The sequence below is a fragment of the Sphaerisporangium sp. NPDC005289 genome (genome assembly GCF_040607455.1).
Lineage (GTDB): Bacteria > Actinomycetota > Actinomycetes > Streptosporangiales > Streptosporangiaceae > Sphaerisporangium > Sphaerisporangium rhizosphaerae.
This window is the reverse complement of record NZ_JBEXGS010000006.1, coordinates 57,039-78,772: the sequence shown is the minus strand read 5'-3', so window position 1 is coordinate 78,772 and position 21,734 is coordinate 57,039. Positions and strand designations below refer to the sequence as shown.

17 protein-coding genes are annotated in these 21,734 nt (G+C 73.1%); 9 read left to right on the top strand and 8 right to left on the bottom strand.

What is annotated here, in order from left to right; translation table 11 throughout:
• Positions 1-3,582, bottom strand: coding sequence for a transcription-repair coupling factor (mfd, locus tag ABZT47_RS12835; protein WP_354839907.1), 3,582 nt, complete (start codon positions 3,580-3,582; stop codon positions 1-3).
• A gap of 446 nt (positions 3,583-4,028) precedes the next feature.
• Here mfd and ABZT47_RS12830 point away from each other — a divergent pair, with 446 nt between their 5' ends.
• The gene (locus ABZT47_RS12830; protein WP_354839904.1) at positions 4,029-4,760 is read left to right on the top strand and encodes a class I SAM-dependent methyltransferase; all 732 of its coding nucleotides are present in this window, start codon (positions 4,029-4,031) and stop codon (positions 4,758-4,760) included.
• Positions 4,761-4,800: 40 nt separating this feature from the next.
• Here the strand turns inward: ABZT47_RS12830 and ABZT47_RS12825 are convergent, their stop codons facing one another.
• Positions 4,801-6,060 carry a hypothetical protein gene (locus tag ABZT47_RS12825; protein ID WP_354839902.1) on the bottom strand — a complete coding sequence of 420 codons (1,260 nt, stop codon included), beginning with the start codon at positions 6,058-6,060 and terminating at the stop codon, positions 4,801-4,803.
• Complete coding sequence (locus tag ABZT47_RS12820; RefSeq protein ID WP_354839899.1) at positions 6,057-6,587, bottom strand: SigE family RNA polymerase sigma factor; 531 nt, start codon at positions 6,585-6,587, stop codon at positions 6,057-6,059. The genes ABZT47_RS12825 and ABZT47_RS12820 overlap by 4 nt, the downstream gene beginning before the upstream one ends.
• Positions 6,588-6,696: 109 nt before the next feature.
• Between ABZT47_RS12820 and cysC the strand changes: the two genes are divergently transcribed.
• Positions 6,697-7,947: an adenylyl-sulfate kinase gene (gene cysC, locus ABZT47_RS12815; RefSeq protein ID WP_354840623.1), complete on the top strand. Its 1,251-nt coding sequence runs from the start codon at positions 6,697-6,699 to the stop codon at positions 7,945-7,947.
• Positions 7,948-7,967: 20 nt separating this feature from the next.
• Here cysC and ABZT47_RS12810 read toward each other — a convergent pair whose 3' ends face one another.
• The gene (locus ABZT47_RS12810; protein ID WP_354839896.1) at positions 7,968-8,972 is read right to left on the bottom strand and encodes a glycosyl hydrolase; all 1,005 of its coding nucleotides are present in this window, start codon (positions 8,970-8,972) and stop codon (positions 7,968-7,970) included.
• A 437-nt stretch (positions 8,973-9,409) separates the two neighbouring features.
• Between ABZT47_RS12810 and ABZT47_RS12805 the strand changes: the two genes are divergently transcribed.
• From ABZT47_RS12805 to ABZT47_RS12775, 7 genes are all read left to right on the top strand, one after another.
• Positions 9,410-10,669, top strand: coding sequence for a hypothetical protein (locus tag ABZT47_RS12805; protein WP_354839894.1), 1,260 nt, complete (start codon positions 9,410-9,412; stop codon positions 10,667-10,669).
• Positions 10,666-12,189 (top strand): hypothetical protein, encoded by a 1,524-nt coding sequence (locus tag ABZT47_RS12800; RefSeq protein WP_354839891.1) that lies wholly within the window; start codon positions 10,666-10,668, stop codon positions 12,187-12,189. The genes ABZT47_RS12805 and ABZT47_RS12800 overlap by 4 nt, the downstream gene beginning before the upstream one ends.
• Positions 12,186-13,478 carry a hypothetical protein gene (locus tag ABZT47_RS12795; RefSeq protein WP_354839888.1) on the top strand — a complete coding sequence of 431 codons (1,293 nt, stop codon included), beginning with the start codon at positions 12,186-12,188 and terminating at the stop codon, positions 13,476-13,478. The genes ABZT47_RS12800 and ABZT47_RS12795 overlap by 4 nt, the downstream gene beginning before the upstream one ends.
• On the top strand, positions 13,475-14,332 hold the full coding sequence (locus ABZT47_RS12790; protein ID WP_354839885.1) for a sulfotransferase domain-containing protein: 858 nt from the start codon (positions 13,475-13,477) through the stop codon (positions 14,330-14,332). Before ABZT47_RS12795 ends, ABZT47_RS12790 begins: the two co-directional genes overlap by 4 nt.
• 11 nt (positions 14,333-14,343) lie before the next feature.
• A complete protein-coding gene (locus ABZT47_RS12785; protein WP_354839882.1) occupies positions 14,344-15,864 on the top strand; it encodes a polysaccharide biosynthesis C-terminal domain-containing protein in 1,521 nt (506 codons plus the stop codon).
• A gap of 150 nt (positions 15,865-16,014) precedes the next feature.
• Positions 16,015-17,154, top strand: a complete 1,140-nt coding sequence (locus tag ABZT47_RS12780) for a sulfotransferase (RefSeq protein ID WP_354839879.1) — start codon at positions 16,015-16,017, stop codon at positions 17,152-17,154.
• 117 nt (positions 17,155-17,271) lie between these two features.
• The gene (locus tag ABZT47_RS12775; protein ID WP_354839876.1) at positions 17,272-17,649 is read left to right on the top strand and encodes a hypothetical protein; all 378 of its coding nucleotides are present in this window, start codon (positions 17,272-17,274) and stop codon (positions 17,647-17,649) included.
• A 238-nt stretch (positions 17,650-17,887) separates the two neighbouring features.
• On the opposite strand, the gene ABZT47_RS12770 is transcribed toward ABZT47_RS12775, so the two are convergent.
• The 4 genes from ABZT47_RS12770 to ABZT47_RS12755 are packed head-to-tail and all read right to left on the bottom strand — an operon-like array spanning position 17,888 to position 21,637.
• Positions 17,888-19,105, bottom strand: coding sequence for an ABC transporter permease (locus tag ABZT47_RS12770; protein ID WP_354839873.1), 1,218 nt, complete (start codon positions 19,103-19,105; stop codon positions 17,888-17,890).
• The gene (locus ABZT47_RS12765; RefSeq protein WP_354839870.1) at positions 19,102-19,797 is read right to left on the bottom strand and encodes an ABC transporter ATP-binding protein; all 696 of its coding nucleotides are present in this window, start codon (positions 19,795-19,797) and stop codon (positions 19,102-19,104) included. Before ABZT47_RS12765 ends, ABZT47_RS12770 begins: the two co-directional genes overlap by 4 nt.
• Positions 19,794-21,101: a peptidoglycan-binding domain-containing protein gene (locus ABZT47_RS12760; RefSeq protein WP_354839867.1), complete on the bottom strand. Its 1,308-nt coding sequence runs from the start codon at positions 21,099-21,101 to the stop codon at positions 19,794-19,796. The genes ABZT47_RS12765 and ABZT47_RS12760 overlap by 4 nt, the downstream gene beginning before the upstream one ends.
• Positions 21,098-21,637 (bottom strand): hypothetical protein, encoded by a 540-nt coding sequence (locus ABZT47_RS12755; RefSeq protein WP_354839864.1) that lies wholly within the window; start codon positions 21,635-21,637, stop codon positions 21,098-21,100. Before ABZT47_RS12755 ends, ABZT47_RS12760 begins: the two co-directional genes overlap by 4 nt.
• Positions 21,638-21,734: the final 97 nt, after the last annotated feature.

Below are 21,734 nucleotides of genomic sequence, written 5' to 3'. Positions count from 1 at the left end.
TCATCGATGTGCTCGTTGGCCACCGGCCGCCCGTGCGGGCTCCAGGAACATCGCCTCGACCAGGTCGGTGCACCACTTCAGCAGATCCAGGTCGCGCAGCGGCTGCCCGCCGAGCGGGCGGGTCTTCGGCACCGGCACCAGCAGCGTCTCGGCGGCCACCTTGAGGATCGCCTTGGGGTACAGCCGGTCCAGGCGGACCTGCTGGGACTCCCTCAGCGTGACCGGGGCGAACCTGATGTGCTGGCCCTGCAGCGCGACGTCGGTCAGGCCGGCCTGGCGGGCGTGGACGCGGAAGCGGGCCACCTCCAGCAGGTTGTCCACCTCCTGCGGCGGGCGCCCGTACCGGTCGACGAGCTCCTCGCGGACGGCCACGATGTCGGCGCCGTCGCCCACCGCGGCGATGCGCTTGTAGGCCTCCAGGCGCAGCCGCTCGGAGGTGACGTAGTCGTGCGGGATGTGCGCGTTGATCGGCAGCTCGACCTTGACGTCCGCGCGCCCCTCGACGACCTCCTCGCCCGACAGCTTGGCCTTCTGCTCCTGCACGGCCTCGGCCATCATCCGGACGTACAGGTCGAAGCCGACGCCGGCGATGTGGCCGGACTGCTCGGCGCCGAGGATGTTCCCGGCGCCGCGGATCTCGAGGTCCTTCATGGCGACGTACATGCCGGCGCCCATCTCGGTGTGCTGGGCGATCGTGGCCAGCCGCTCGTGGGCGGTCTCGGTGAGCGGGGCCTCCGGCGGGTACAGGAAGTAGGCGTAGCCCCGCTCGCGGCCCCGGCCGACCCGGCCGCGGAGCTGGTGGAGCTGGGACAGGCCGTAGTTGTCCGCGCGGTCGACGATCAGGGTGTTGGCGTTCGGGATGTCCAGGCCGGACTCGACGATCGTCGTGCTGACCAGCAGGTCGAAGTCGCGCTCCCAGAAGCCGACCATGATCTTCTCGAGCTGCTGCTCGTTCATCTGGCCGTGGGCGACGGCCACCCGGGCCTCGGGCACCAGCTCGCGCAGGCGGGCGGCCACCTTGTTGATCGAGGAGACCCGGTTGTGCACGAAGAAGACCTGGCCGTCGCGCATCAGCTCGCGGCGGACGGCGGCGGCGATCTGCTTCTCGTCGTAGGGGCCGACGAAGGTGAGGATCGGGTGCCGCTCCTCCGGAGGGGTGAGGATGGTGGACATCTCGCGGATGCCGGTGAGGCCCATCTCCAGCGTCCGCGGGATCGGCGTCGCCGACATGGCGAGCACGTCCACCTGCGTGCGCATGTGCTTCATGGCCTCCTTGTGCTCGACGCCGAACCGCTGCTCCTCGTCGACGATGATGAGGCCGAGCTGCTTGAAGCGGATGTCGGGGTTGAGCAGCCGGTGGGTGCCGATCACGATGTCGACGGTGCCGTCCTTGAGGCCGTCCAGAGTGGCCCTGACCTCGCCGTCGCTCTGGAACCGCGACACGGGCTTCACCACCACGGGGAAGCTCGCGAACCGCTCGCCGAAGGTCGACAGGTGCTGCTGGACCAGCAGCGTGGTGGGCACCAGGACGGCCACCTGCTTGCCGTCCTGCACGGCCTTGAACGCCGCCCGCACGGCGATCTCGGTCTTGCCGTAGCCGACGTCGCCGCAGATCAGCCGGTCCATCGGCACCGCGCGCTCCATGTCGCGCTTGACCTCGTCGATGGCCTCGAGCTGGTCACCCGTCTCGGCGTAGGGGAAGGCGTCCTCCATCTCGCGCTGCCAGGGGGTGTCGGCGGCGAAGGCGTACCCGGGCGAGGCCATCCGGGCGCTGTAGAGGCGGATCAGCTCGCCTGCGATCTCCTTGACGGCCTTCTTGGCGCGGGACTTGGCCTTGGCCCAGTCGGCGCCGCCCATGCGGTTGAGCGTGGGCGACTCGCCGCCGACGTACCGGGTGACCTCGTCGAGCTGGTCGGTCGGCACGTACAGCCGGTCGCCCTTGGCGTACTCGATGACCAGGTATTCGCGGGTGGCGCCCTGCACCGAGCGCTGGACCATCTCGACGTAGCGCCCGACGCCGTGCTGCCCGTGGACCACGTGGTCGCCGACCTTGAGCTGGAGCGGGTCGACCATGTTCCTGCGCCGGGACGGCAGGCGCCGCATGTCCTTGGTGGAGGCCTTCTGCCCCACCAGGTCGAGGTGGGTCAGGACGGCGACCGCGTCGCCGACGAACCCGTGCTCGACCCGGCCGGTGGTGACGCTCACGACGTCCTTGCCGGGGGCGGTCTCGAGGCCGGGCACCAGGCGGGCGGCGACGTCCACGCCCTTGAGCAGCTCGACGATGCGCTCGGCCGGGCCGTGGCCCTCGCTGAGCAGGACGACCGCGCGGCCCTCGCCGAGCCAACCCTTGATGTCGCCGAGCGCGCGCTGGGTGTCCCCTCGGTAGGCCTCGGCCTCGCGCGCGGACAGCTCGACGATCTCGCTCTCGCCGTAGACGTCGCCGCTCGACGCGGGGGGCGCCGCGGGGGCCTGGCCGCCCGAGGGCTGGTCGGTGGTGGCGAACGGGGCGATGGTCCACCACGACTGGCCGAGCTCGCGGGCGTGGTGGCGCACCTCTTCCAGGTCGCGGAAGGCCGCCGCCCCGAGGTCGATCGGCGCCTCGCCGCCGGCGGCGGCGTTGATCCAGGACGCCTCGAGGAACTCCTGGCTGGTGCGCACCAGCTCAACGGCGCGCCCGCGGATGCGCTCGGGATCGCAGACGAACACCGACGCGCGGGCCGGGAGGTGGTCCAGCAGGAGGTCCATGCCGTCGACCAGGACGGGCGCGAACGCCTCCATGCCCTCGACGGGGATGCCGTCGGCGAGCTGGTCGAGGATGTCCTTCAGCGCGGGATGCCGGTCGGCCAGCTCGGCCGCCCGCACCCTGACCTCGTCGGTGAGCAGCAGCTCGCGGCACGGCGCGGCGAACAGCCCGCCCTCGGCGACCTCCAGAGAGCGCTGGTCGGCGACCTTGAACCAGCGGATCTCCTCGATGGTGTCGCCCCAGAACTCAAGGCGCAGCGGGTGCTCCTCGGTGGGCGGGAAGACGTCCAGCAGCCCGCCGCGCACGGCGACCTCGCCGCGCTTCTCCACCATGTCGACGCGGTGGTAGCCGTTGCCGACCAGGCGCTCGACCACGTTCTCCAGATCGGCGTCGTCCCCGGAGCGCAGCCGCACCGGCTCGAGGTCGCCGAGCCCTGCGACGAGCGGCTGCAGCAGGGCCCGGACCGGCGCGACCACGACGTCCAGCGGCCCGGCGGCGGCGTCGCCCTGGACGGGGTGTGCCAGCCGGCGCAGGACGGCCAGCCGCTGGCCGACCGTGTCGCTGCGCGGCGAGAGCCGTTCGTGCGGCAGGGTCTCCCAAGCCGGGAAGACGGCGACGGCGTGGTCGCCGACCAGGCCGGTGAGCGCGGCGGCGAGGTCTTCGGCCTCGCGGGCGGTCGCGGTGACGGCCAGGACCGGCCGCCGGCGCGCGAGGGCGGCCACGGCGAACGGCCGCAGCGCGGGCGGCGCGACCAGGTTGACGTCCTCGCCGTGGCGCTCAAGGGCACCGGCGAGTTGCGGATCGGCGACGACAAGGTCGAGCAGTCCGGAAAGACTCATTAGAAATGCCCCCACATGGTCATCCCCGCCTTCTCACGCGCTTCAGGGCCCGGCCTGCCGGCCTTCTCGATCTTGTCGGCCTGATCGGCCGGCCGAGATCCCCGCGTGGCGCCCGTCACCGCGCATCACTCCGCGAACCCACCGATGACCGCAGACGGAACACGTCCATCGAATCACGACATGACGGAACCGGAACGGCCCACGGTGTCCACGGCGACACGCGCGACCCCGGCTCGTCGGAGTCGGGGTTGTCTCAAGGCTACTTCCCCCTCGGCGGCACCATGCCGGGAACCGTCCCTCCGTCCGTTCTGTCGGGAAACGCGAAACTCCCCGGCCGCCCGGCGCGGGCCTTGAGGGCGGACGCGGCGCGCTCCCGGCGGCGAAAGCCGGAGCTTTCGTCAGGTGAATCCAATACAGAGAGGGCCAGGGTGACTACTCTGAGTCACATGTCAGAGGTTCGATGGTGGCCGGAGACCCAGGGCGACGTGTTCGGTCACCGCATCCGCGAGCTGTGGACCGAGCAGCTCGGCCGGCGGCTCGACGTCCTGATCGCCGGGTGCGCCCGCGGCGACGCGATCGACGTCGAGCGCGTGGACACCCGGGTCACCGGCATCGACGAGGACACCCCGGTGCTGCGCGCCGCCGTCGAGCGCCGCTCCGGCCTCGACGCCCGCTTCCTCGGCGACCTGCGCGACGCGCCGCTGCTGCCGCGCACCTTCGACGTCGTGCACGCCGCCTTCCTGCTCGAACGGGTGCGCAACGCCGAGCTCGTGCTCGACCGCATGGTCAACGCCCTGCGCCCCGGCGGGCTGCTGCTGATCAGGATGCGCGACCGCACGTCGGCGTACGGCTTCTGCGACCGCCTCACGCCGTGGTGGCTGCGCCGCCTGCTGTGGGCGCGCCTCGCCCCGGCCGGCGCCGTGGGCCCGCTGCGGGCGGTCTACGAGCAGGTGGCCTCCCGCGAGGGCATCCACTCGTACTGCCTGATGCGCGGGCTGATGATCGCCGAGGACTATTCGGCGACCTCCGGCCCCGCGCTGCGCGGACGGCACCCCAAGCTGGTGCGGGCCGCGCTGCGCGTCGTCCAGCACCTCTCGGGCGACCGCCTGCCCGCCGGCCGCGACGAGATCACCCTGGTCATCCGCAAGCCGCAGAACCACTTCGCCCGCCTGATCTGAACGCCTTCGGGGACCGGCCGGCCCCCGAAGGCACGAACCGTCAGCGGCGCGTCAACAGCGGCCGCCAGGTTCCGGCCGCGTCGGCGTTCTCGCGGTCGCCCGAGAGCTGGGTGATCTGCTTGCCGTCGAGGCTGACCAGCACCAGCCCGTTGTGGAACTCGTTCTCGCACCTGCCCGCGCACCCGAGACCGATCAGGTGCTCGTCGTCCGCCCAGGCGAGCAACTGCAGCGTCGTCTGCACCCCGGCGAGCTTGCCGGTCCCGACCTCCCGCACCGTCGTCTGCGGACCGGGCGGCGCGCCGCCGTCGGCGTACAGCCTGCCGTCCGGGGAGATCCCCGCATCCTCCGAGCTCATCCATGGATGGGTCCACCCGTTGGGCGGGTCGTGCGGCCTGCCCTGAAGGTCGTAGAAGACCTTCGACGGGGTGGTGCACGTCGATTCCCAGATCAACGCGCCGTCATGGCTCCACCCGAAAGGGCTGCCGCCCATGGGGCACAGGATGCCCGTCCGCTCCATGAGCGACGGGTTCGCCATCGCGTGGAACCGCGCCGTGCCGGCGTTCACGTCGACGACGTGAAACCCCGTGCGGCCGTTCTGCACGTCTTCGAACGACACCGGACCGGACGGCCGCTCGATGCGCATCCGGGGATCCTCGTCATAGGCGGTGGTGAGGAGCCGGGTGCCGTCCGGGGACCAGGCGACCTCGCCCACCGGGTGATCCAGGCCGATCCACTTCACGACCTCGCGGGTGGCCGTGTCGAGTATGCCGACCCGCCGGGTGGGAAGCTCGTCCTCCAGCACGGCGGCGTACTTCAACCCCGGAGCGACGTCCAGCGCCGCCCATGGGGTCTTCTCGTAGCTCTCGGTTGACGGGTTGTACAGATACCACGTGGAGCGGTAGCGCACCGCGCCCTTGGGGCCCTTGGCCGGCTTTTCCGCGCTGTCGATGTAGTACGCGGACACGGCCGTCCGTCCCGCCGCGATCAGCGTCCGCGGCGGAGAGTTCCCGGTGTCCGTACGCAGGTCGGTCTCCGCCGGTTCGGCGGGGGCCACGCTGATCTGGATGTCGTCCGACGGGTCGGTCATAGCGGCGGGAACGGGCGCGCGGTCGTTGCGCACGAGTTGGGGCACGGCGACGGCGACCAGGACGACCGCGACCGTCAGCCCCGCCGCGAGCACGCCGGACCGAAACCGGTACCGGGCCCGCCCCCGCAGGGCCCGGTCGGCGAGGTCGTGAGGTACCACGGCTTCCTTGGACCACTCTCCAAGGGTCTCGGGCAGCAAGGTCTCCGATTTCATGAGATGGCCTCCTCCAAGGAGCGGCTCGGCGTACGGAGATCGGCGAGTTCGGGCGAGACGGAACGCAGCCGGGCGATGGACCGGTGGGCGGTGCTGCGGACCGTGCCGACCGAGCAGCCCATGATCTGGGCGACCTCGGCCTCCGGCAGGTCCTCGAAGTAACGCAGCACGAGCACGGCGCGCTGGCGCGCGGTGAGGCGGGCCAGCGCGCGGCGCAGGATGAGCTTGGTGTCGGCCAGATGCGTGTCGTCGCGCCCGGCCCGCTCGGGCGGGTCCGCGACCACCGTCTCGCGCCGCCGCGACGCCCCCCGCCACCAGCTCACCTGCTGGCGGTACATGGCGCGCCGGACGTACGGCTCGGGGTCGTCTATGCGGCTCCACCGCGCGGCGGCCCGCGCCAGGACGGTCTGCAGCAGGTCCTCTGCGGCGTGCTGGTCGCCGCCGGTGAGCAGGAAGCCCAGCCTCATCAACGCGGGCGACCGCGCCGACACGAACTCGCGGAAACGTCGCTCCTCGGCAACGTCCACGATCACCTCCAGAAGTCGTCGTGCCCCTAGGACGCGACCGGCCGCCCCCCGCTATGCCTCACCCCGTTCCGTGGACGCACTCCCGCACTATCCTGTCCCGGTGGGAAACGTGGAGCAGACGACGCCGCCCTCCGGGACGGCCCCCGAGTGGGTGCCCGACGCGCGCGAACTGGCCGACCTCGAGCTGCTGCTCTCGGGCGCGTTCGCCCCGCTGAAGGGGTTCCTCGGCTCGGCCGAGGCCGCCTCGGTCACCGAGGACGGCCGCCTTCCCGACGGCACGCCGTGGCCCGACCCGGTCACCCTCCTGGTGCCGCACGACCATCCCGTCTCGGCCGGCGACGAGCTCACGCTGCGCGACCCCGAAGGCGCCGCGGTCGCCGTCATGAGCGTGACCGAGCGCACGGCGGACGGCCTGGTCGCCGGCCCGGTGACCTCTCTCGGCGCACCCGAGCACGGCCCCTTCGCACGGCTGCGGCGCTCGCCGGAGCAGGTGCGGGCCGAGCTGGGCGAGCGTCCCGTCCTCGCCGTCACCATGCGGGGGCCGCTGGACGACCTGGACGAGATCACCGCCACCGCCCGCGAGCTGGACGCGGCGATCCTGCTGCTGCCGCTGGCCTTCGGCGAGGGAGGCCCGGCGGTCGTCCGCGCGGCGCTCAAGGCGCGCGACCGTCTGCCGTCCGGCACCGCCGTCGTCGTGGTCCCGCTCGCCCCCCGTGAGCCCGAGATCGACCTCGAACTGCGCGAGCACGTCGCCACGGCGTACGGGGCGGTCGAGCACCTGGCCGGGCCCGAGCCGGTCACGCTGCCGGGGCCGCCGCACCGGCGCGGCCTGGTGGTGTTCTTCACCGGCCTGTCCGGGTCGGGCAAGTCGACGATCGCGCGCGGCCTGCACGACGCGCTGCTCGAACGCGGCACCCGCACGGTGACCTACCTGGACGGCGACGTCGTGCGGCGGCTGCTGTCGGCGGGGCTCACCTTCTCCCGGCACGACCGCGACCTGAACATCCGCCGCATCGGGTTCGTCGCCGCCGAGGTCGCCCGGCACGGAGGCCTCGCCATCTGCGCGCCCATCGCCCCGTTCGCGGCGACGCGCGACGAGGTGCGCCACATGGTCGAGGGGGTCGGCGCCGACTTCCTGCTGGTGCACGTGGCCACGCCGCTGGACGAGTGCGAGCGCCGCGACCGCAAGGGCCTGTACGCCAAGGCCAGGGCCGGGCTGATCCCCGAGTTCACCGGCATCTCCTCGCCGTACGAGGAGCCGGAGGACGCCGATCTGACGCTCGACACGACGGGCATATCGGTCGAGCGCGGGGTCGAGCGGGTGCTCGACGTGCTCACCGCCGGCGGCTGGCTGCGCTGAGCCCCGCCCGCGCCTGCGGCTCAGTGGTCGGGGACCGGGGTGGAGCTGAAGTACGGCGCGCGGGCCAGCTCGGTGAAGGCGCGCCGGGCGGCCACCGTCGCGTCGAAGCGGGTGTCGCCGCGCGGCGCGCGCGGCGAGTCGAAGTACACCAGGGCCTTGATCTGCGGGTATCCCTTGATCTGGCGGCGCACCGAGTTGAAGAACGACACCTTGAACGCCGGCTCGTCCAGCCGCTCGAAGGCGCCCCACTCGGCCACCATGATCGGCTTGCCGGGGAAGCGCATCTGCGTCCAGCGGTAGAAGCCTGGCCAGCCGGAGTGGTCGTCACGGGTCTTGTCCACCAGGCCGGCGAAGTCGTTCACCCGGCGGTCGGCGTAGGGGTCCAGGCCGATCCAGTCGACCACGTCGTCTCCTGGGTAGAGCCGCTCGAACCACGGCTTGGCGGCCCAGTTGGGCGCCCCCATGTACGTCATGACCGTGACGGCGTTCTTGACCCCGCGCTCGCGCAGGCGTAGCACGACATGGCGGTACATGGCGGCGTAGTCCTCGGCGGTCATCCCCGACCCCGGGCGGGCGCGCACGTCGTTCTCGGGCTCGTGGTGGACGGTGAGGAAGAAGCGCTCGGGCAGCGTGCGCCTGATGCGCCGGGCCACGCGGTCGATGCGGCCGTCGATGGCGCCGGCGGCGATCTCGGCCCACGTGTGGTGCACGGAGGGCTTCCAATTGATCAGCAGGATGCGCTTCCTGGCCAGCCGGCGCTCCTCGGGGGTGGGGAACGGGTCGCCGCCCCGGTGGTAGACGTGCAGGATGTCGGCCCTGCGGCCCATGCGCTCCTCGGCGGCGGCGATGGACCGGGCGGGCGCCCGTCCGCCGAAGACCTCCGGGGCCACCCCCCACCACGCGCCGCAGCTCGGAATGAGCTTGGCGGTGGCCGCGCAGTCGGGGGCGTCGTCGGTGGCGGTCACGCCGGCGCCCGGGACGCGGTCTCCCTCCACGGCGGGCTGCGGGGGCTTCACCGAGGCCACGGCGTAAATGATCAGTCCACAGCCGACGGCGAGCCCGGTGCCGAAAAACCATATTCCCGTCACTTTTCGCAATGCACCCAAACCCCCTTCTCCCCGGTCTTCCCCGAAGGTCGCTATTCACCTTCCCACTAATCGGTGCCATGCCGCCGGTAACTCGGCGCGCTTTCCCGGCGGTCCGGCGTCCGCGCCGTCGTTGGCTCCGCGTCGCGGCGCACGTCATACCGGACCCCAATAACGGAAATATCCGATTATGAGGCTGAGCTGGGACGATGCCTCGTCCACCAAAACTCCGGTATGCGGTCGCGGCATCCCGCGTTGTGCCTATAGTTCTCTGGATCCGCCCCTCGGGAACCGTTCACCACGCGGCGCCCGGCACATCACAGCGAACCGGGCGGATTTCGCAGGAACAATTCCGCACCGAGAGGCATGCCGTTCCCATGGACCACCCGGCGTCCTCAGTCTCCGGCCCGGCCCCCGGGCGCGAGCTCGCCGAATTCGGCTCGATGCTGGTGCGGCGCCGCGTCGCCCTCACCGTCTTCCTGCTCGCCGGGGTGTGCGGCGGCGGCGTCGTGCTCGCGACCACCCCGCCCTCGTACACGGCCACCGCCGAGGTGCTGGTGGCCCCCACCGGAGTGCAGGACCAGACCAACCCGACCACGCCCCGCCAGCGCGAGCCGCTCAACCTCGACACCGAGGCGCAGGTCGCCCGCTCGGCCGTGGTCGCGGCCCGGGCCGCGCGCGCCCTCAAGGTCAACGACCCCGACCCGCTCAGAGACCGCGTCGCGGTCACCGTGCCGCCCAACTCCGCCGTGCTCGCCATCTCCTACACCGCCGCCGACCCGGTCAGCGCCGCCGCGGGCGCGCAGGCGTTCGCCAAGGCCTACCTCGCCAACCGCGAGGCGACGGCCACCCGCGCCCTGGACGCCCAGCTCAAGGTGCTCTCCGGCAAGCTGCGCGAGATCGACTCCCGGCTCGCCACCACCGTCGCCGGCCTGCCCCGCACCGCCCCGGGCTCGGCGGCGCGCACCATCGCCGGTCAGCGGCAGAACGTCCTGAGCCGGCAGGTCTACAACCTCACCGTCAAGTACGACGCACTCAAGACCGTGGCGATCACCCCGGGCACCGTCATCAGCGACGCCCGCCCACCCGCGTCGCCCTCCCAGCCGAGCCCTCCGCTCTACCTCGGCAGCGGGCTGTTCCTCGGCCTGCTCGCCGGGGCCGGCGCCGCCATGGTCCGCGACCGCTTCGACACCCGTCTCAGGACGGCCGCCGACATCGAGCGCCTCACCGGGCTGCCCGTCCTGTGCGAGGGTGAGAACGCCCGCGAGCTGCGCGAGCTGGCCATGGCCGTGGCCCGCCACCTGCGCGACGGCGGCGAGCTGTTAGTGCGCGGTGTCTCCCCCGACACCGACCCCGAGCCGATCGCCGACGACCTGCGCGTGGCGCTCACAGGCCTGGCCCCGATCTGGGTGCGCACCGACCAGGCGGCGCGCGCCGACGCCGCGGTGCTGGTCGTCGAGCGCCGCGCCGCCCGGTCCAAGCAGCTCGCCCAGGCCGTCCGGCAGCTCAGGCGCACCGACACCGCGCCCCTCGGCGTGATCCTGCTGCCCTCGCCCGCTCCGCTGCCCCGCGGCCAAGCCTCCCTGCCGCACGGCCACCACCGTCACCCCGGCAACCCCGCCTCCCGCGCCTCATGAGACGGCTCCTGCGGCCGCCGCCCCCGGCACGCTGGCCGATCGCCGCGCTGCTCGTGGGCTACCCGCTGTGGTGGGCGCTCGGCTTCGGCGGCCTGTCCCTGGTGGTCCTGGCCGTCCCGATGGCCGTCGTGCTGTGGCGGCGGCGGCCGATCGCGGTGCCCAAGGGCATGGGCCTGTGGGCGCTGCTCATCGCCGGATACCTGGTCAGCGCCCTCATGCTCGGCGAAATGCCGCCCGGCACCTACGGCGACCTCGGCGCCGCCCGCGTCCTGGGGTACGCGATGCGGCTCGCGCTCTACCTGTCCCTCATGATCATGGTGCTGTACCTGGGGAACCTCACCCCCGACGAGTTGCCGCAGCGCACGCTGGTGCGCATGCTCGGCGTGCTCTGCGTGACCACCGTGGCCGGCGGGCTGCTCGGCGTGCTCGCCCCCGGCTTCCAGTTCACCTCGCCACTGGAGATGGCGCTGCCCGAGTGGATCGGCGGCAACTCCTACGTCCGCAACCTGATCCACCCGACGGCCGCGCAGGTGCAGCACGTCCTGGGGCACGCCTCGCCACGCCCCGAGGCGCCCTTCGAATGGGCCAACGCCTGGGGGAGCAACATCTCGGTGCTGCTCATCTGGTTCGTCGTCGGCTGGTGGACCTACGGCGGCACCGTCCGCCGCCTGCTGTGCGCGGCCGTCGTCGCGCTGGCCACCGTGCCCATCGTCTACTCCCTCAACCGCGGCCTGTGGATCGGCCTGGCCGTCACCGTCGCCTACGTCCTGGTGCGCGCCCGGTCGCGCACGGCGCTCGCGGTCGGCGCGGCCCTCGCGGCGGCGGCGCTCGCGTTCTGGGCCGGGCCGCTCGGCGCCATCGTCGCCCAGCGCCTGGACAGCCCGCACAGCAACCGCATCAGGGCCTTCACGGTCGCCGGCACGCTGGAGGCCGCCGCCCACTCGCCGGTCATCGGGTACGGCAACACCCGCAACGCCTTCGGCAACTACCAGACGATCACCACGGGCCGCACCGACTGGTGCGCCGAATGCGGCCACCCCCCGCTCGGCAGCGACGGGCAGCTGTGGCTGCTGCTGATCACTCAGGGCTACACCGGCGCCGCGCTGTACATCGCGTTCTTCGCCGGGGCCGTCCGCCGGTTCCGGCACGACCGCACCCCCATCGGCCAGGCGGGGACGCTGGTCATGATCCTCGTGCTGATGTACATGGTCGTGTACGACGGCCTGGTCACCGCGCTGATCCTCTACCTGGTCTCCTACGCCCTCCTCTGGCGCAACGCCCCCGTCCCAGGCGCCGCGCCCCCCGGCCCCGCCGGATCGCGGGCCCTCACCGCCCCGATCGGGACGAACGGCGCGGCGGGCACCGAACCGATCTTGAACGACAACAGGGCGGTCACTGACCCGATGCGGACCGTCGGTGGCGTGACCCGCGGTCGTCTGCGGGCAGTCGGTAATGAGGCCGGTCGTCCGACACGGACCACCGGTACGACGACCACCGCACCAATGGAGGCGTTCCGGTGAGGGACTACCGCGCCCGTCTGGGCTATCTCGACCAGGTCACCACTCTGCTCTACCCGACCCCCGCTCCCACGCCGTCCCAGCCCTCGGCCACCGATCCCGGCACCGCGGTCTCCGTTCCTCCGGAGACGGGCCGCTCGTCTCCGGCCAGCCACTCCACTCCCTCCACCACGGACTCCGGCGTCGACCCCGGCTCCTCCGGGGCCAGGGCCGCGTACGCCGTGCTGCCGAGCAGGTACCTGCCCCGGCGGCTCGTGCCGCGCTCCCGCTGGCTGCCGGGACGACGGCGCCTGCCGCACGGGCCGGGCACGATCGAGACCTACCTCAGCGAGGTGTTCGGCCGGCCGGTCAAGGTCATCGTGCACGTCCGGCCGGCCCGGCGGGCCAACCGCAAGCCCATCCTGGAGATCCGTTCCGGCTCCGGGGAGCCGCTCGCGTTCGTCAAGATCGGGGACACCGAGCGCTCCCGGTCGCTGGTCCGGCACGAGAGCGCGGTGCTCGAAGCGCTGGCCGGGCTGCCACTGCGGGTCGTCGCCGCGCCCATCGTGCTGCACCACGGCGTCTGGAACGGCCTCGACGTGCTCGCCCTGTCCCCGCTGGCCACGCGGCGGCGGCGCGTCCCCGCGGCCCTGCTGGAGGACGCCGTCCACGAGATCGCCGCGCTCGCCGTCCCCCGGGCCACGCCCGGCGAGGGCCGCGCCTCTCCGTTCGTCCCCTCCCAGCGCCCCAGCGAGGACGACCTCACCGACCCGGCGCGCCCCCTCGCCACCGGCCACCCGCGTCCTTCCGCCTCCACCGACCAGGTGCGCTCTCTCGCCGCCGACCCGGGGCGTCACCTCGCCACCGGCCACCCCGCGCGCTCTTCCGCCGCCGGCGACGAGGTGAACGACGGCGCCGCACGCGTCCTCCGCCTCCCGGCGGACGGGCGGGGCGACCACGCCTGGCACGGCGACTTCTCGCCGTGGAACATGGCCCTCTCCCCCGACGGCCGCCTGGCCGTCTGGGACTGGGAGCGTTTCACCACCGGCGTGCCGCTCGGGTTCGACGCGCTGCACCACTTCTTCCAGCGGGCACTGCGCCGGATGCCTCCCCGGCTCGCCGCCGAGGCGTGCGTGGCGGGCGCCGTCCGCACGCTCGCGCCGTACGGCCCTTCGGCGGGCGCGGCGCGGTGGACGGCCGTCCAGTACCTGATCACCCTGGCCGACCGCCATGAGGGGGACGGCCACCAGCCGCTCGGCCCGCCGGCCGCGTGGCTCAACCCCGCCCTCGACCATCTGGAGGTCCTGCATTGAACCGCACGGTGAAGAGATCCGCGCACGCCCTGTCCCATACGGCGGGCCGGCTCACCGTGAGCGGGCGGCTCCTGCCGTCCTTCCTGATCGCCGGCGCTCAGCGCTGCGGCACCACCTCCCTGTACCGCGCCCTGGCACAGCATCCCCTGATCCTCAAACCCGTGCTGCGCAAGGGGGTGCACTACTTCGACATGGCCTACGGCAAGGGCTCCTCCTGGTATCGCGCGCACTTCCCGCTGAAGGTCACCGCGCACCGCCTGGAACGCAGGTTCGGCATCCGCCCGCTCAGCTTCGAATCCTCGCCGTACTACCTGTTCCATCCGATGGTCCCCTCGCGCATCGCCACCGACCTGCCGGGGGTGAAGCTGATCGCCCTGGTCCGCGACCCGGTCGAGCGGGCCTACTCGGCGCACGCGCACGAGGTGGCGCGCGGGTTCGAGACCGAGGCCTCGTTCGAGCGGGCGCTCGCGCTGGAGCCCTACCGCCTGGACGGCGAGGAGGAACGGCTGCGCGCCGACCCGGCCGCGCGCAGCCGCGCCCACCGGCACCACGCCTACGTCGCCCGCGGCCAGTACGCCGAACAGCTCGCGCGGCTGGAGCCGCTGGTCGGCCGCGACCGCATCCTGGTGCTCGACAGCGGGTCCTTGTTCACCGCACCCGAGCGCGCGTACGACCGGGTGCTGGAGTTCCTCGGGCTGCCCCGTCTCGGCGACCCGGTGTTCGAGCGGCACAACGCCCGCCCCCGCCCGTGCGACATGCCGGCGGGTCTGCGGCGACGACTGTCGGAGCACTTCGCCCCCTGGGACGCCCGCCTCGAACCCTGGCTCGACGAGCGCCCCTCATGGCGCCCCTGACCCCGCACCCCATGCCTGTCGTCTCCGCCGGCGGAGCGGGCGCGACGCGATCGGTGGTCAAGGGCGGCGCGGCCGGGCTGGTGGGAGCGGCGGTGGCCGCGGGGTCGCAGTTCCTGATCGTGGTGGCCGTCACCCGCGGGTTCGACGCGCGAACGGCGGGCTGCTTCTTCACCGCGACCACCGTGTGCCTGATGGCGGCCGGCGTCCTGCGCCTCGACTGCGGCAACGGCCTGATCTACTTCATCGCCGCAGCCCGCACCGCCACCCCCGCACAGCAACCCGCCTCCGCAGGGCGCGCCACCCTTCGCGTATCAACGTCCGCCGCCTCTGCCATGCCCGCCGCGCCCCGCGGATACCTGCGGGCCGCCCTGCTGCCCGTGGTCATCCTGTCCTTCGCCGTCGCGGCCCTCGTCGTCGCCTACGCGGACGCGCTCGCCACCGCGCTGACCCACACCACGACCGGCCCCGCCCATGTCGCGTTGGGGACCACCGCGGCGCCCTCGCCCGGCGCGGACCCCGCCGTCGTCCTGCTCGGCGCGGCGCTGCGCGGGCTCGGTCTGGCGCTTCCCGTGATCGTCCTGGCCGACATCCTGGTGTCGGCGACCAGGGGCTTCGGGGTCATGCGCCCGACCGCGCTGTTGAGCGGGGTGCTCCAGCCCGGCGCGCAGCTCCTCCTGGTCGGCGCCGTCGTCCTCGCCGGCGCCACCGGCCTAGGTGAGGGCACCCGGACGCTCGGCTCCGCGTCCGGCACCGGGTGGCTCCTGGCCGCGGCCTGGGCGGCGCCCGCGCTGCCGGTGCTCGCGCTGAGCGCCTTCTGGTTGCGCCGGCGGATGCCCACCGGGCCGTACGTCCCCCGCGCGGCCCGCGCGTTCTGGCGGTACACCGGTCCGCGTGCGCTGGGCGGGGCGGCGCAGGCGGTGTTCCAGCGGCTTGACGTCGTCGTCGTGGCCGTGCTGGCCGGGCCCGCGCAGGCGGCGCTGTACACGGCCGCCACCCGGTTCAAGGTGGTCGGCCAGCTCGTGAACCAGGGGTTCGCCCAGGCGGCCCAGCCCCGGCTCGTCCGGGCCATGGCCGAGGGTGATCTCCCCCTCGCCCGCAGGCTGTACCAGATGACCACGATGTGGCTCGTCCTGCTGACCTGGCCGGTGTGGCTGGGTTACGCCGTGCTCGCCCCCTGGCTGCTGCGGGCCTTCGGCGACGGCTACCCGGACGGAGCCACCGTGGCCGTGGTCCTGGCCGCCACCATGATGCTGGCGACGGCGTGCGGCATGGCCGACGTCATGCTGATCGCCGCAGGACACACCGCCGCGAGCACGGCCAACATCCTGAGCGCGATCGCGGTCACCGTCGCGCTCGACGTCGCGCTCGTCCCCTCGCACGGGGCGCTGGGCGCCGCCCTCGGCTGGTCCGGCGGGATGTTCGCCAAGAACCTGATGCCCCTGGTGAAGATCGCCCGCTTGTACGGGCTGCGTCCCTTCGGAGCCCACAGCCTCCCCTCCCTCCGCCTCTGGCACGCCGAAGAGGCGACGTGATGTCCGCCGGAGGGCCGCCATGAGACCCGGAAAGGCGACACGAGGCACCCGCGGAGACGACGCGATGCTCGGAGAAGGCGAGATGAGCGACCGAGAAGGCGACACCGGCCCCCGAGGCGACACATGAAGCGCGCGCCGCGACCAGGCGACGTGACGCGAGAAGCGGCGCCGATCCTGGTCACCGGGCTGCCGCGAAGCGGCACGAGCTGGGCGGGCAAGATGCTCACCGCCGGGGGCGGCGCGGTGTACGTCAACGAGCCGCTCAACCCGCAGCGCCCGCCCGGGCGCTCCCCTGGCGTGCTGAACGCCACGGTGGAGCACCGGTTCCAGTACATCTGCCGGGACGACGAGGAGCCGTGGCGGCAAGCCTTCGCCGACACCGTGGCCCTGCGCTATCAGTACGTCGCCGAGCTGCGCCGCAACCGCTCGCCGGGCGATCTGGCGCGTCTGGTGAAGAACGCCTCGGCCTTCGCGCTCGGCCGGACACGCCGCCGCCGCGCGCTGCTGGACGACCCGTTCGCGCTGTTCTCGGCGGGGTGGTTCGCCGAGCGCCTCGGCTGCCGGGTGGTGCTGCTGGTGCGCGATCCGGCGTCCCTGGTGGCGAGCTGGCGGCGGCTCGGCTGGACCGTTCACCTTCACGAGCTGCTGGAACAGCCACTCCTGCTGCGCGACCACCCGGTGGTCGGACGGGTGCGCCCGCTGGCCGGCTCCCCCGACCACATCGCCGCGATCGCCACACTGTGGGCCGTGGCCCGGGAGGTCGCCGGGGAACTGGCCGCCCGCCACCCCGCCGTCCGCCTGGTGTCCTACGAGCACCTGGCCGCCGATCCGCTCGCCGGCTACCGCGATCTGTACGCCTGGTGCGGCCTGCCCTGGACGCCCCGCGCGGCCCGGCGCGTCGAGCGCGCCTGCACGACCGGCCCCCGCGCGGCCCGCCCGCCGCACGGCGCCTCCGCCGCGCGCCACGGCGACACCCGAACGGACGGCTCCACCCGAACGGACGGCTCCACCCGGGCAAGTGGGTCCCCCCGGACGGACGACTCCACCCGGGCAAGCGGATCCACCCGGACGGACGGGTCCACCCGGACGGCTGGATCCGCTCAGGGGCACGCGTCCTCTCAGGAGCGCGAATCCACCCTGGCGGACGGATCCCCTCGGGCGGGGGGATTCGCCTGGACGGGTCTGTCGCGTACCGCCTACCGCCGCATGGACTCGGCGAGCGCCGCCGCCCGCCCGCCCTCCGGGCTCACCGCCCAGGACCTCTCGCGCATCGAAGCGATCACGCGATGACGGCCGCTCGCGTGAGCCTCCTCGCCGCCGGTGACCCCGGCCGGTCCCCTCCATGCGTCAAGGCAATGTCATGGAGGGAATTGTCAGCACATCCATGCTGGTCAGAGGATAGGTGGCATGAACGAGAACCACTCGGTCCCCGTCGTCCGGCTGCACGCGGACGAGGACGGCGAATCCCACTTCACCGACGACAGCATGACGCTGGGCCTGGCCGAGTTCGCCCCGCCGGCCCCCGCCATCCTCGTCTCGCCGCCCACGGCGGCGGCGCGCTCGATGTTCCTCGCCCTGCCCGACAACTGGTCGAGCGAGGCGCATCCCGCGCCGCGCGAGCAGCTCATGGTGATGATGAGCGGCGCGATCGAGGTGACCGTCAGCGACGGCGAGACGCGTACGTTCACGACCGGGGACGTGATCATGATCGAGGACACCACGGGAAGGGGGCACACGACCAGGAGCGCCGCCCCGAACGCCCTCGCCATAGTCGTCCAAACGTAGATCGTCCCAGCGCTTCGACGAAGACACAGCCAGGCCGCCTGGGCAGGCTCAGCTCATCACCCGCGCTTCCGCTGGGGACAACCGAGCCGCGCCGGCGGACGCAACCATCACCAACGCCTCCGTCGAGGACAACCGGACCACGCGAGCGGACTCAGATGGGGAACAACCCGGATCGCGCGGACGGACTCAGACCATCACCAACGCCTCCGTCGAGAACAACCGGGCCACGCGGATGGACTCAGACCATCACCAGCGCTTCTGTCGGGGACAGCCGGGCCGCGCGGATCGCGGGGTAGAGCCCGGCCACGCCGCCGATGAGCACGGTGGCGGCGAGCGCGCCGGTCGTCGCCCACGCCGGCACGACGGTCGGCCAGCTCTGGTAGGCGGCGTAGCCGGTGGTCACCGCGATGCCCAGGAGTACCCCGCCGATGCCGCCGAGCGCGGACAGCAGCAGCGACTCGGCGAGGAACTGCGTCCGGATCTGCCCTCGGGTGGCGCCGAGCGAACGGCGCAGGCCGATCTCGGACCGGCGCTCCAGCACCGAGATCACCATCGTGTTGGCGACCCCGACGCCTCCCACCAGCAGTGCCACCGCGCCGAGGCCGAGGAGCAGTCCGTTCAGGGTGGCGTTGGCCGCCCGGCTCGCGGCCAGGGCGTCCGAGGGCCGGGACACGCTGACGTCACCAGCCGCCTGCGGGTTGGCGGTGGCCGCCAGGACGGCGCGCACCGCCTCGACCTGACTGTCCCGCGACCGGGTGTAGACGGTGGTCGCCCGCCCGTCGAAGCGGAACAGGTCGGTGGCGGCCGGCCAGCCGATCAGGACGGCCGTGTCGAGCTCGGGTGCGAGCTTCACCTGGTCGAGCACGCCGATCACGGTGAACCGCTCGCCGCCGACCAGGATCATCGTCTCCGGCCCGGCCCGGCCGATGCCGAGCCGCCCGGCCGCGTCGGCGCCGAGCACCGCGGCCGGGTACCGGCCGGTGCCGCCGTTCAGCCAGACGCCGTTGCGCAGCGTCGCACCGACGGTCCCCGGCAGGCTCGCCCGGGCGGCCGACACGGTCAGCCCGCCGGTCTCCACCTTGGGGATCCTGTCCGAGCGGTACACCTTGGCGTCGCGGATCGCCCCGGTGGCGGAGACGGCGGTGACCGGTCCGATCCGCGCGATCATGGCCTCGGCCTCGGCGGGAAGCTTCGCCTCCTGACCGTCGAAGGTCTGTCCGGGTACGACCGTGAGCAGGTTCGTGCCGAGCGCGGCGAGCTGCCGTTCGAGCTGTTCCCGCGAGGAGGACGAGATGCCCACCACCGCCACCATGGCGGCGATGCCGATCGCGATGCCCAGCGCCGAGAGCAGTGCCCGGGTCGGCCGGCTGCGCAAGCCGGTCGCGCCGACCCGGACCACCTCACGCGGGGACAGCCGGGCGGGCGTGAGCCGGGGGCGGGTCTGCGGGCCCGTCATGACGTGGTCACTCCCGCCTCGTGCGGCATGGTGACGGTGTCGCCGACCACCCTGCCATCGCGCATCAGCACCTGCCGGTCCAGCCCGGCCGCGATGTCCAGGTCATGCGTGATGACCACGACCGTCGTGCCGGCGGCGTGCAGTTCCCGCAGCACGGCCATGATCCCTTCGCCCGAGGCGGAGTCGAGGTTGCCGGTCGGCTCGTCGGCGAGCAGCAGCGCGGGGTCGCCGATCACCGCTCGGGCGATCGCCACCCGCTGCCTCTCACCCCCGGACAATTCATGCGGCTCGTGGTCGAGCCGGTGTCCGAGGCCCACCCGCTCCAGCGTCGCCCCGGCCCGCCGTCGCCGCTCCCTCAGGGCGACCCCGGCATAGAGCAGGCCGTCGGCCACGTTGTCCAGCGCCGGCACGCCCGAGGCCAGGTGGAACTGCTGGAACACGAAGCCGATGCGGGTCGCGCGCAGCGCCGACAACTGCCGGTCGGACAGCCGCGACACGTCGTGGCCGTCGACCACCACCCGGCCGGAAGTGGGCCGGTCGAGCGTGCCCAGCACGTGCAGCATGGTCGACTTACCCGAGCCGGACGGGCCGACCACCGCGACCAGCTCGCCGGCGCCGATGGTCAGGGTGACGCCGGCGAGCGCCCGCACATCGCCGGGGTACACCTTCGTCACGTCGGTCAGTTCGATCATCGCGGCATCCCCACGGTCGTGCCCTCGCGCAGCCCGTCGCCGGTGATCTCCACCCGGCCGTTCGCGAACAGGCCGGTCTTCACCTTGACGTAGCGCGTGGCGGATCCCTCGACCACCTCGACGCCGTAGCCGCCCTCGGCCAACGCCACGAGCGCCGCGACGGGCACGGTGAGCACGTCCTCGCGCTCGGCAGCGGTGAAGACCACGCTGACCACGGCCACCTCGATCCCCGCGGCCGCCTTGGCATCGCGCAGCCCGATGATCGTCTCGATCGAGGTCTCCGCCTGCCCTCCGGAGCCGGTCGGCCGCAGGACCACCGTACGGACCCGCTCCACCCGGCCGGCGACCTTCCGGCCGTCGGGCATCTGGACCCGTACGCGGACCCCCTTGCGGGCCAGCCGCTGCTTGGACACCTCCAGCCGGGCGGTGACCTGGCGGCCGGTCCCGGTGTACCGCAGGACCTCCTGCCCGCCGCCGGTGGACCGGTTCACCCCCGCCGAGACGGCGTCGATCCGGATCCTGCCCGGGGCGAACACCACCCGCCCCAGCTCGACCTGGCCGGTCCGCGGCAGGCCGAGATGCTTCTGCCATCGCCGCACCGCGACCGAGGTGCTCCACGTGTAGGTCTTGTCCACCGTGAACCCGCCATAGCCGAGCGCCTTGAGGTTGCGTTCGAGCTGCCGCACATCCGCGCCGGTGACGCCTGGAGCGAGCGTCCGGTAGGCGGCGACGTCGCCGTACATGAGCACGACCGGCGTGTCGTCCACCCGGTAGATCCGCCCGCCCCTGGCGATGACGTCGCCGGGCAGAGGCATCTTGGTGACGACACCCGCGATCCGGCCGGCCAGGACGGTCTCGGCACGGTAGCCCAGATCACCTGGCACCTCGTCGGTGTCCAGCATCGTCATCCGGGTCACCTGGGCGGTGGCCGGCGGCAGGTTCGCCGCGGCCGGCGCACCCGTGCCGCTCCCGCCGCCGAACCCGCCGCCGAATCCGCCGCCGCCGAATCCGACCGCGCCTGCGGTCGCCGCACCTGCCGCGAGCACGACCGCGCCAAGGACCGCGACGGTCCCGCCGCGCCTCCGTCGGGCGGCGCGGCCGCTCACCGGCACGACGTCACCCGTCCCTTCTCCGTCATCCGTTCCTTCGCCGTCGCTCGCGCGTTCGCCGTCGCTCGCGGGCACGGGGTCGGCCACCCGCGCCACATCGCCCGCCCGTTCCGCGTCACCCGCCGGCACCGCGTCGCCCGCCGGCACCGCGTCGCCCGTCCGTTCTCTGTCGCTCGCCGGCGCCACGCCGCTCACGGGCTCTGCCGCGAGCTCGGCCGCGCCGACGCGGCCGCCGCGTCCTCCCGCGCGTCGCAGGTCTCCTTGGCCGCGGGGAACCGCGGGTCGTTCTCCACCGACGGTTCGATCTCGAAGTGACCGTCGGGCTCCGGATCAGGAAAGCCCGCCACCCCCTGCTCCCGCATGCACTGGGCGAGCACGCGCGACAGCCCCTGCTTCAACTGCCGCACGTCGGCCGGCAGGACGGGGCGGAGGCTCTCGCACGCCTGCTGTGCCTTCTCCAGCACGTTGCCGTCCACCGCGTCCTTGGCGAGCCCCTGGTAACGGATGCCGTCACCGTGATTGACCACCGGATCCGGCTGCGGCACCCCGTGCTCCCGCATGCACCGTGCCCACCTGATTCCCTGGTCCAGGAGGCTGAGGCTCGCCGTCGCCGCCGGCGCGGCCGAGCCGCCCGCCGAGGCGACGTGCTCGCCGTCGGCCGGTCGGGTACAGGCGGCCGTCGCCACCAGCAAGAGCGGTAGCAGGCAGCCGGCCAGTAATTGCGTTCTCATCGGTGTTCTCCTCTGGTCCTGTCGGCCCAGTGGAGCAGGACGCCGGCAACCCGGTCGTCACAGAGCGGGTAACACCGGTGTAATGCGCGATCGCGGA

What these genes read in the sequence shown, in the direction of transcription:
- ABZT47_RS12755 (WP_354839864.1), bottom strand. Translation starts at nt 21,637, where the DNA reads ATGAGAACGCAATTACTGGCCGGCTGCCTGCTACCGCTCTTGCTGGTG.
- ABZT47_RS12800 (WP_354839891.1), top strand. Translation starts at nt 10,666, where the DNA reads ATGAGACGGCTCCTGCGGCCGCCGCCCCCGGCACGCTGGCCGATCGCC.
- ABZT47_RS12785 (WP_354839882.1), top strand. Translation starts at nt 14,344, where the DNA reads ATGCCTGTCGTCTCCGCCGGCGGAGCGGGCGCGACGCGATCGGTGGTC.
- ABZT47_RS12765 (WP_354839870.1), bottom strand. Translation starts at nt 19,797, where the DNA reads ATGATCGAACTGACCGACGTGACGAAGGTGTACCCCGGCGATGTGCGG.
- ABZT47_RS12830 (WP_354839904.1), top strand. Translation starts at nt 4,029, where the DNA reads ATGTCAGAGGTTCGATGGTGGCCGGAGACCCAGGGCGACGTGTTCGGT.
- ABZT47_RS12775 (WP_354839876.1), top strand. Translation starts at nt 17,272, where the DNA reads ATGAACGAGAACCACTCGGTCCCCGTCGTCCGGCTGCACGCGGACGAG.
- ABZT47_RS12805 (WP_354839894.1), top strand. Translation starts at nt 9,410, where the DNA reads ATGGACCACCCGGCGTCCTCAGTCTCCGGCCCGGCCCCCGGGCGCGAG.
- ABZT47_RS12770 (WP_354839873.1), bottom strand. Translation starts at nt 19,105, where the DNA reads ATGACGGGCCCGCAGACCCGCCCCCGGCTCACGCCCGCCCGGCTGTCC.
- mfd (WP_354839907.1), bottom strand. Translation starts at nt 3,582, where the DNA reads ATGAGTCTTTCCGGACTGCTCGACCTTGTCGTCGCCGATCCGCAACTC.
- ABZT47_RS12825 (WP_354839902.1), bottom strand. Translation starts at nt 6,060, where the DNA reads ATGAAATCGGAGACCTTGCTGCCCGAGACCCTTGGAGAGTGGTCCAAG.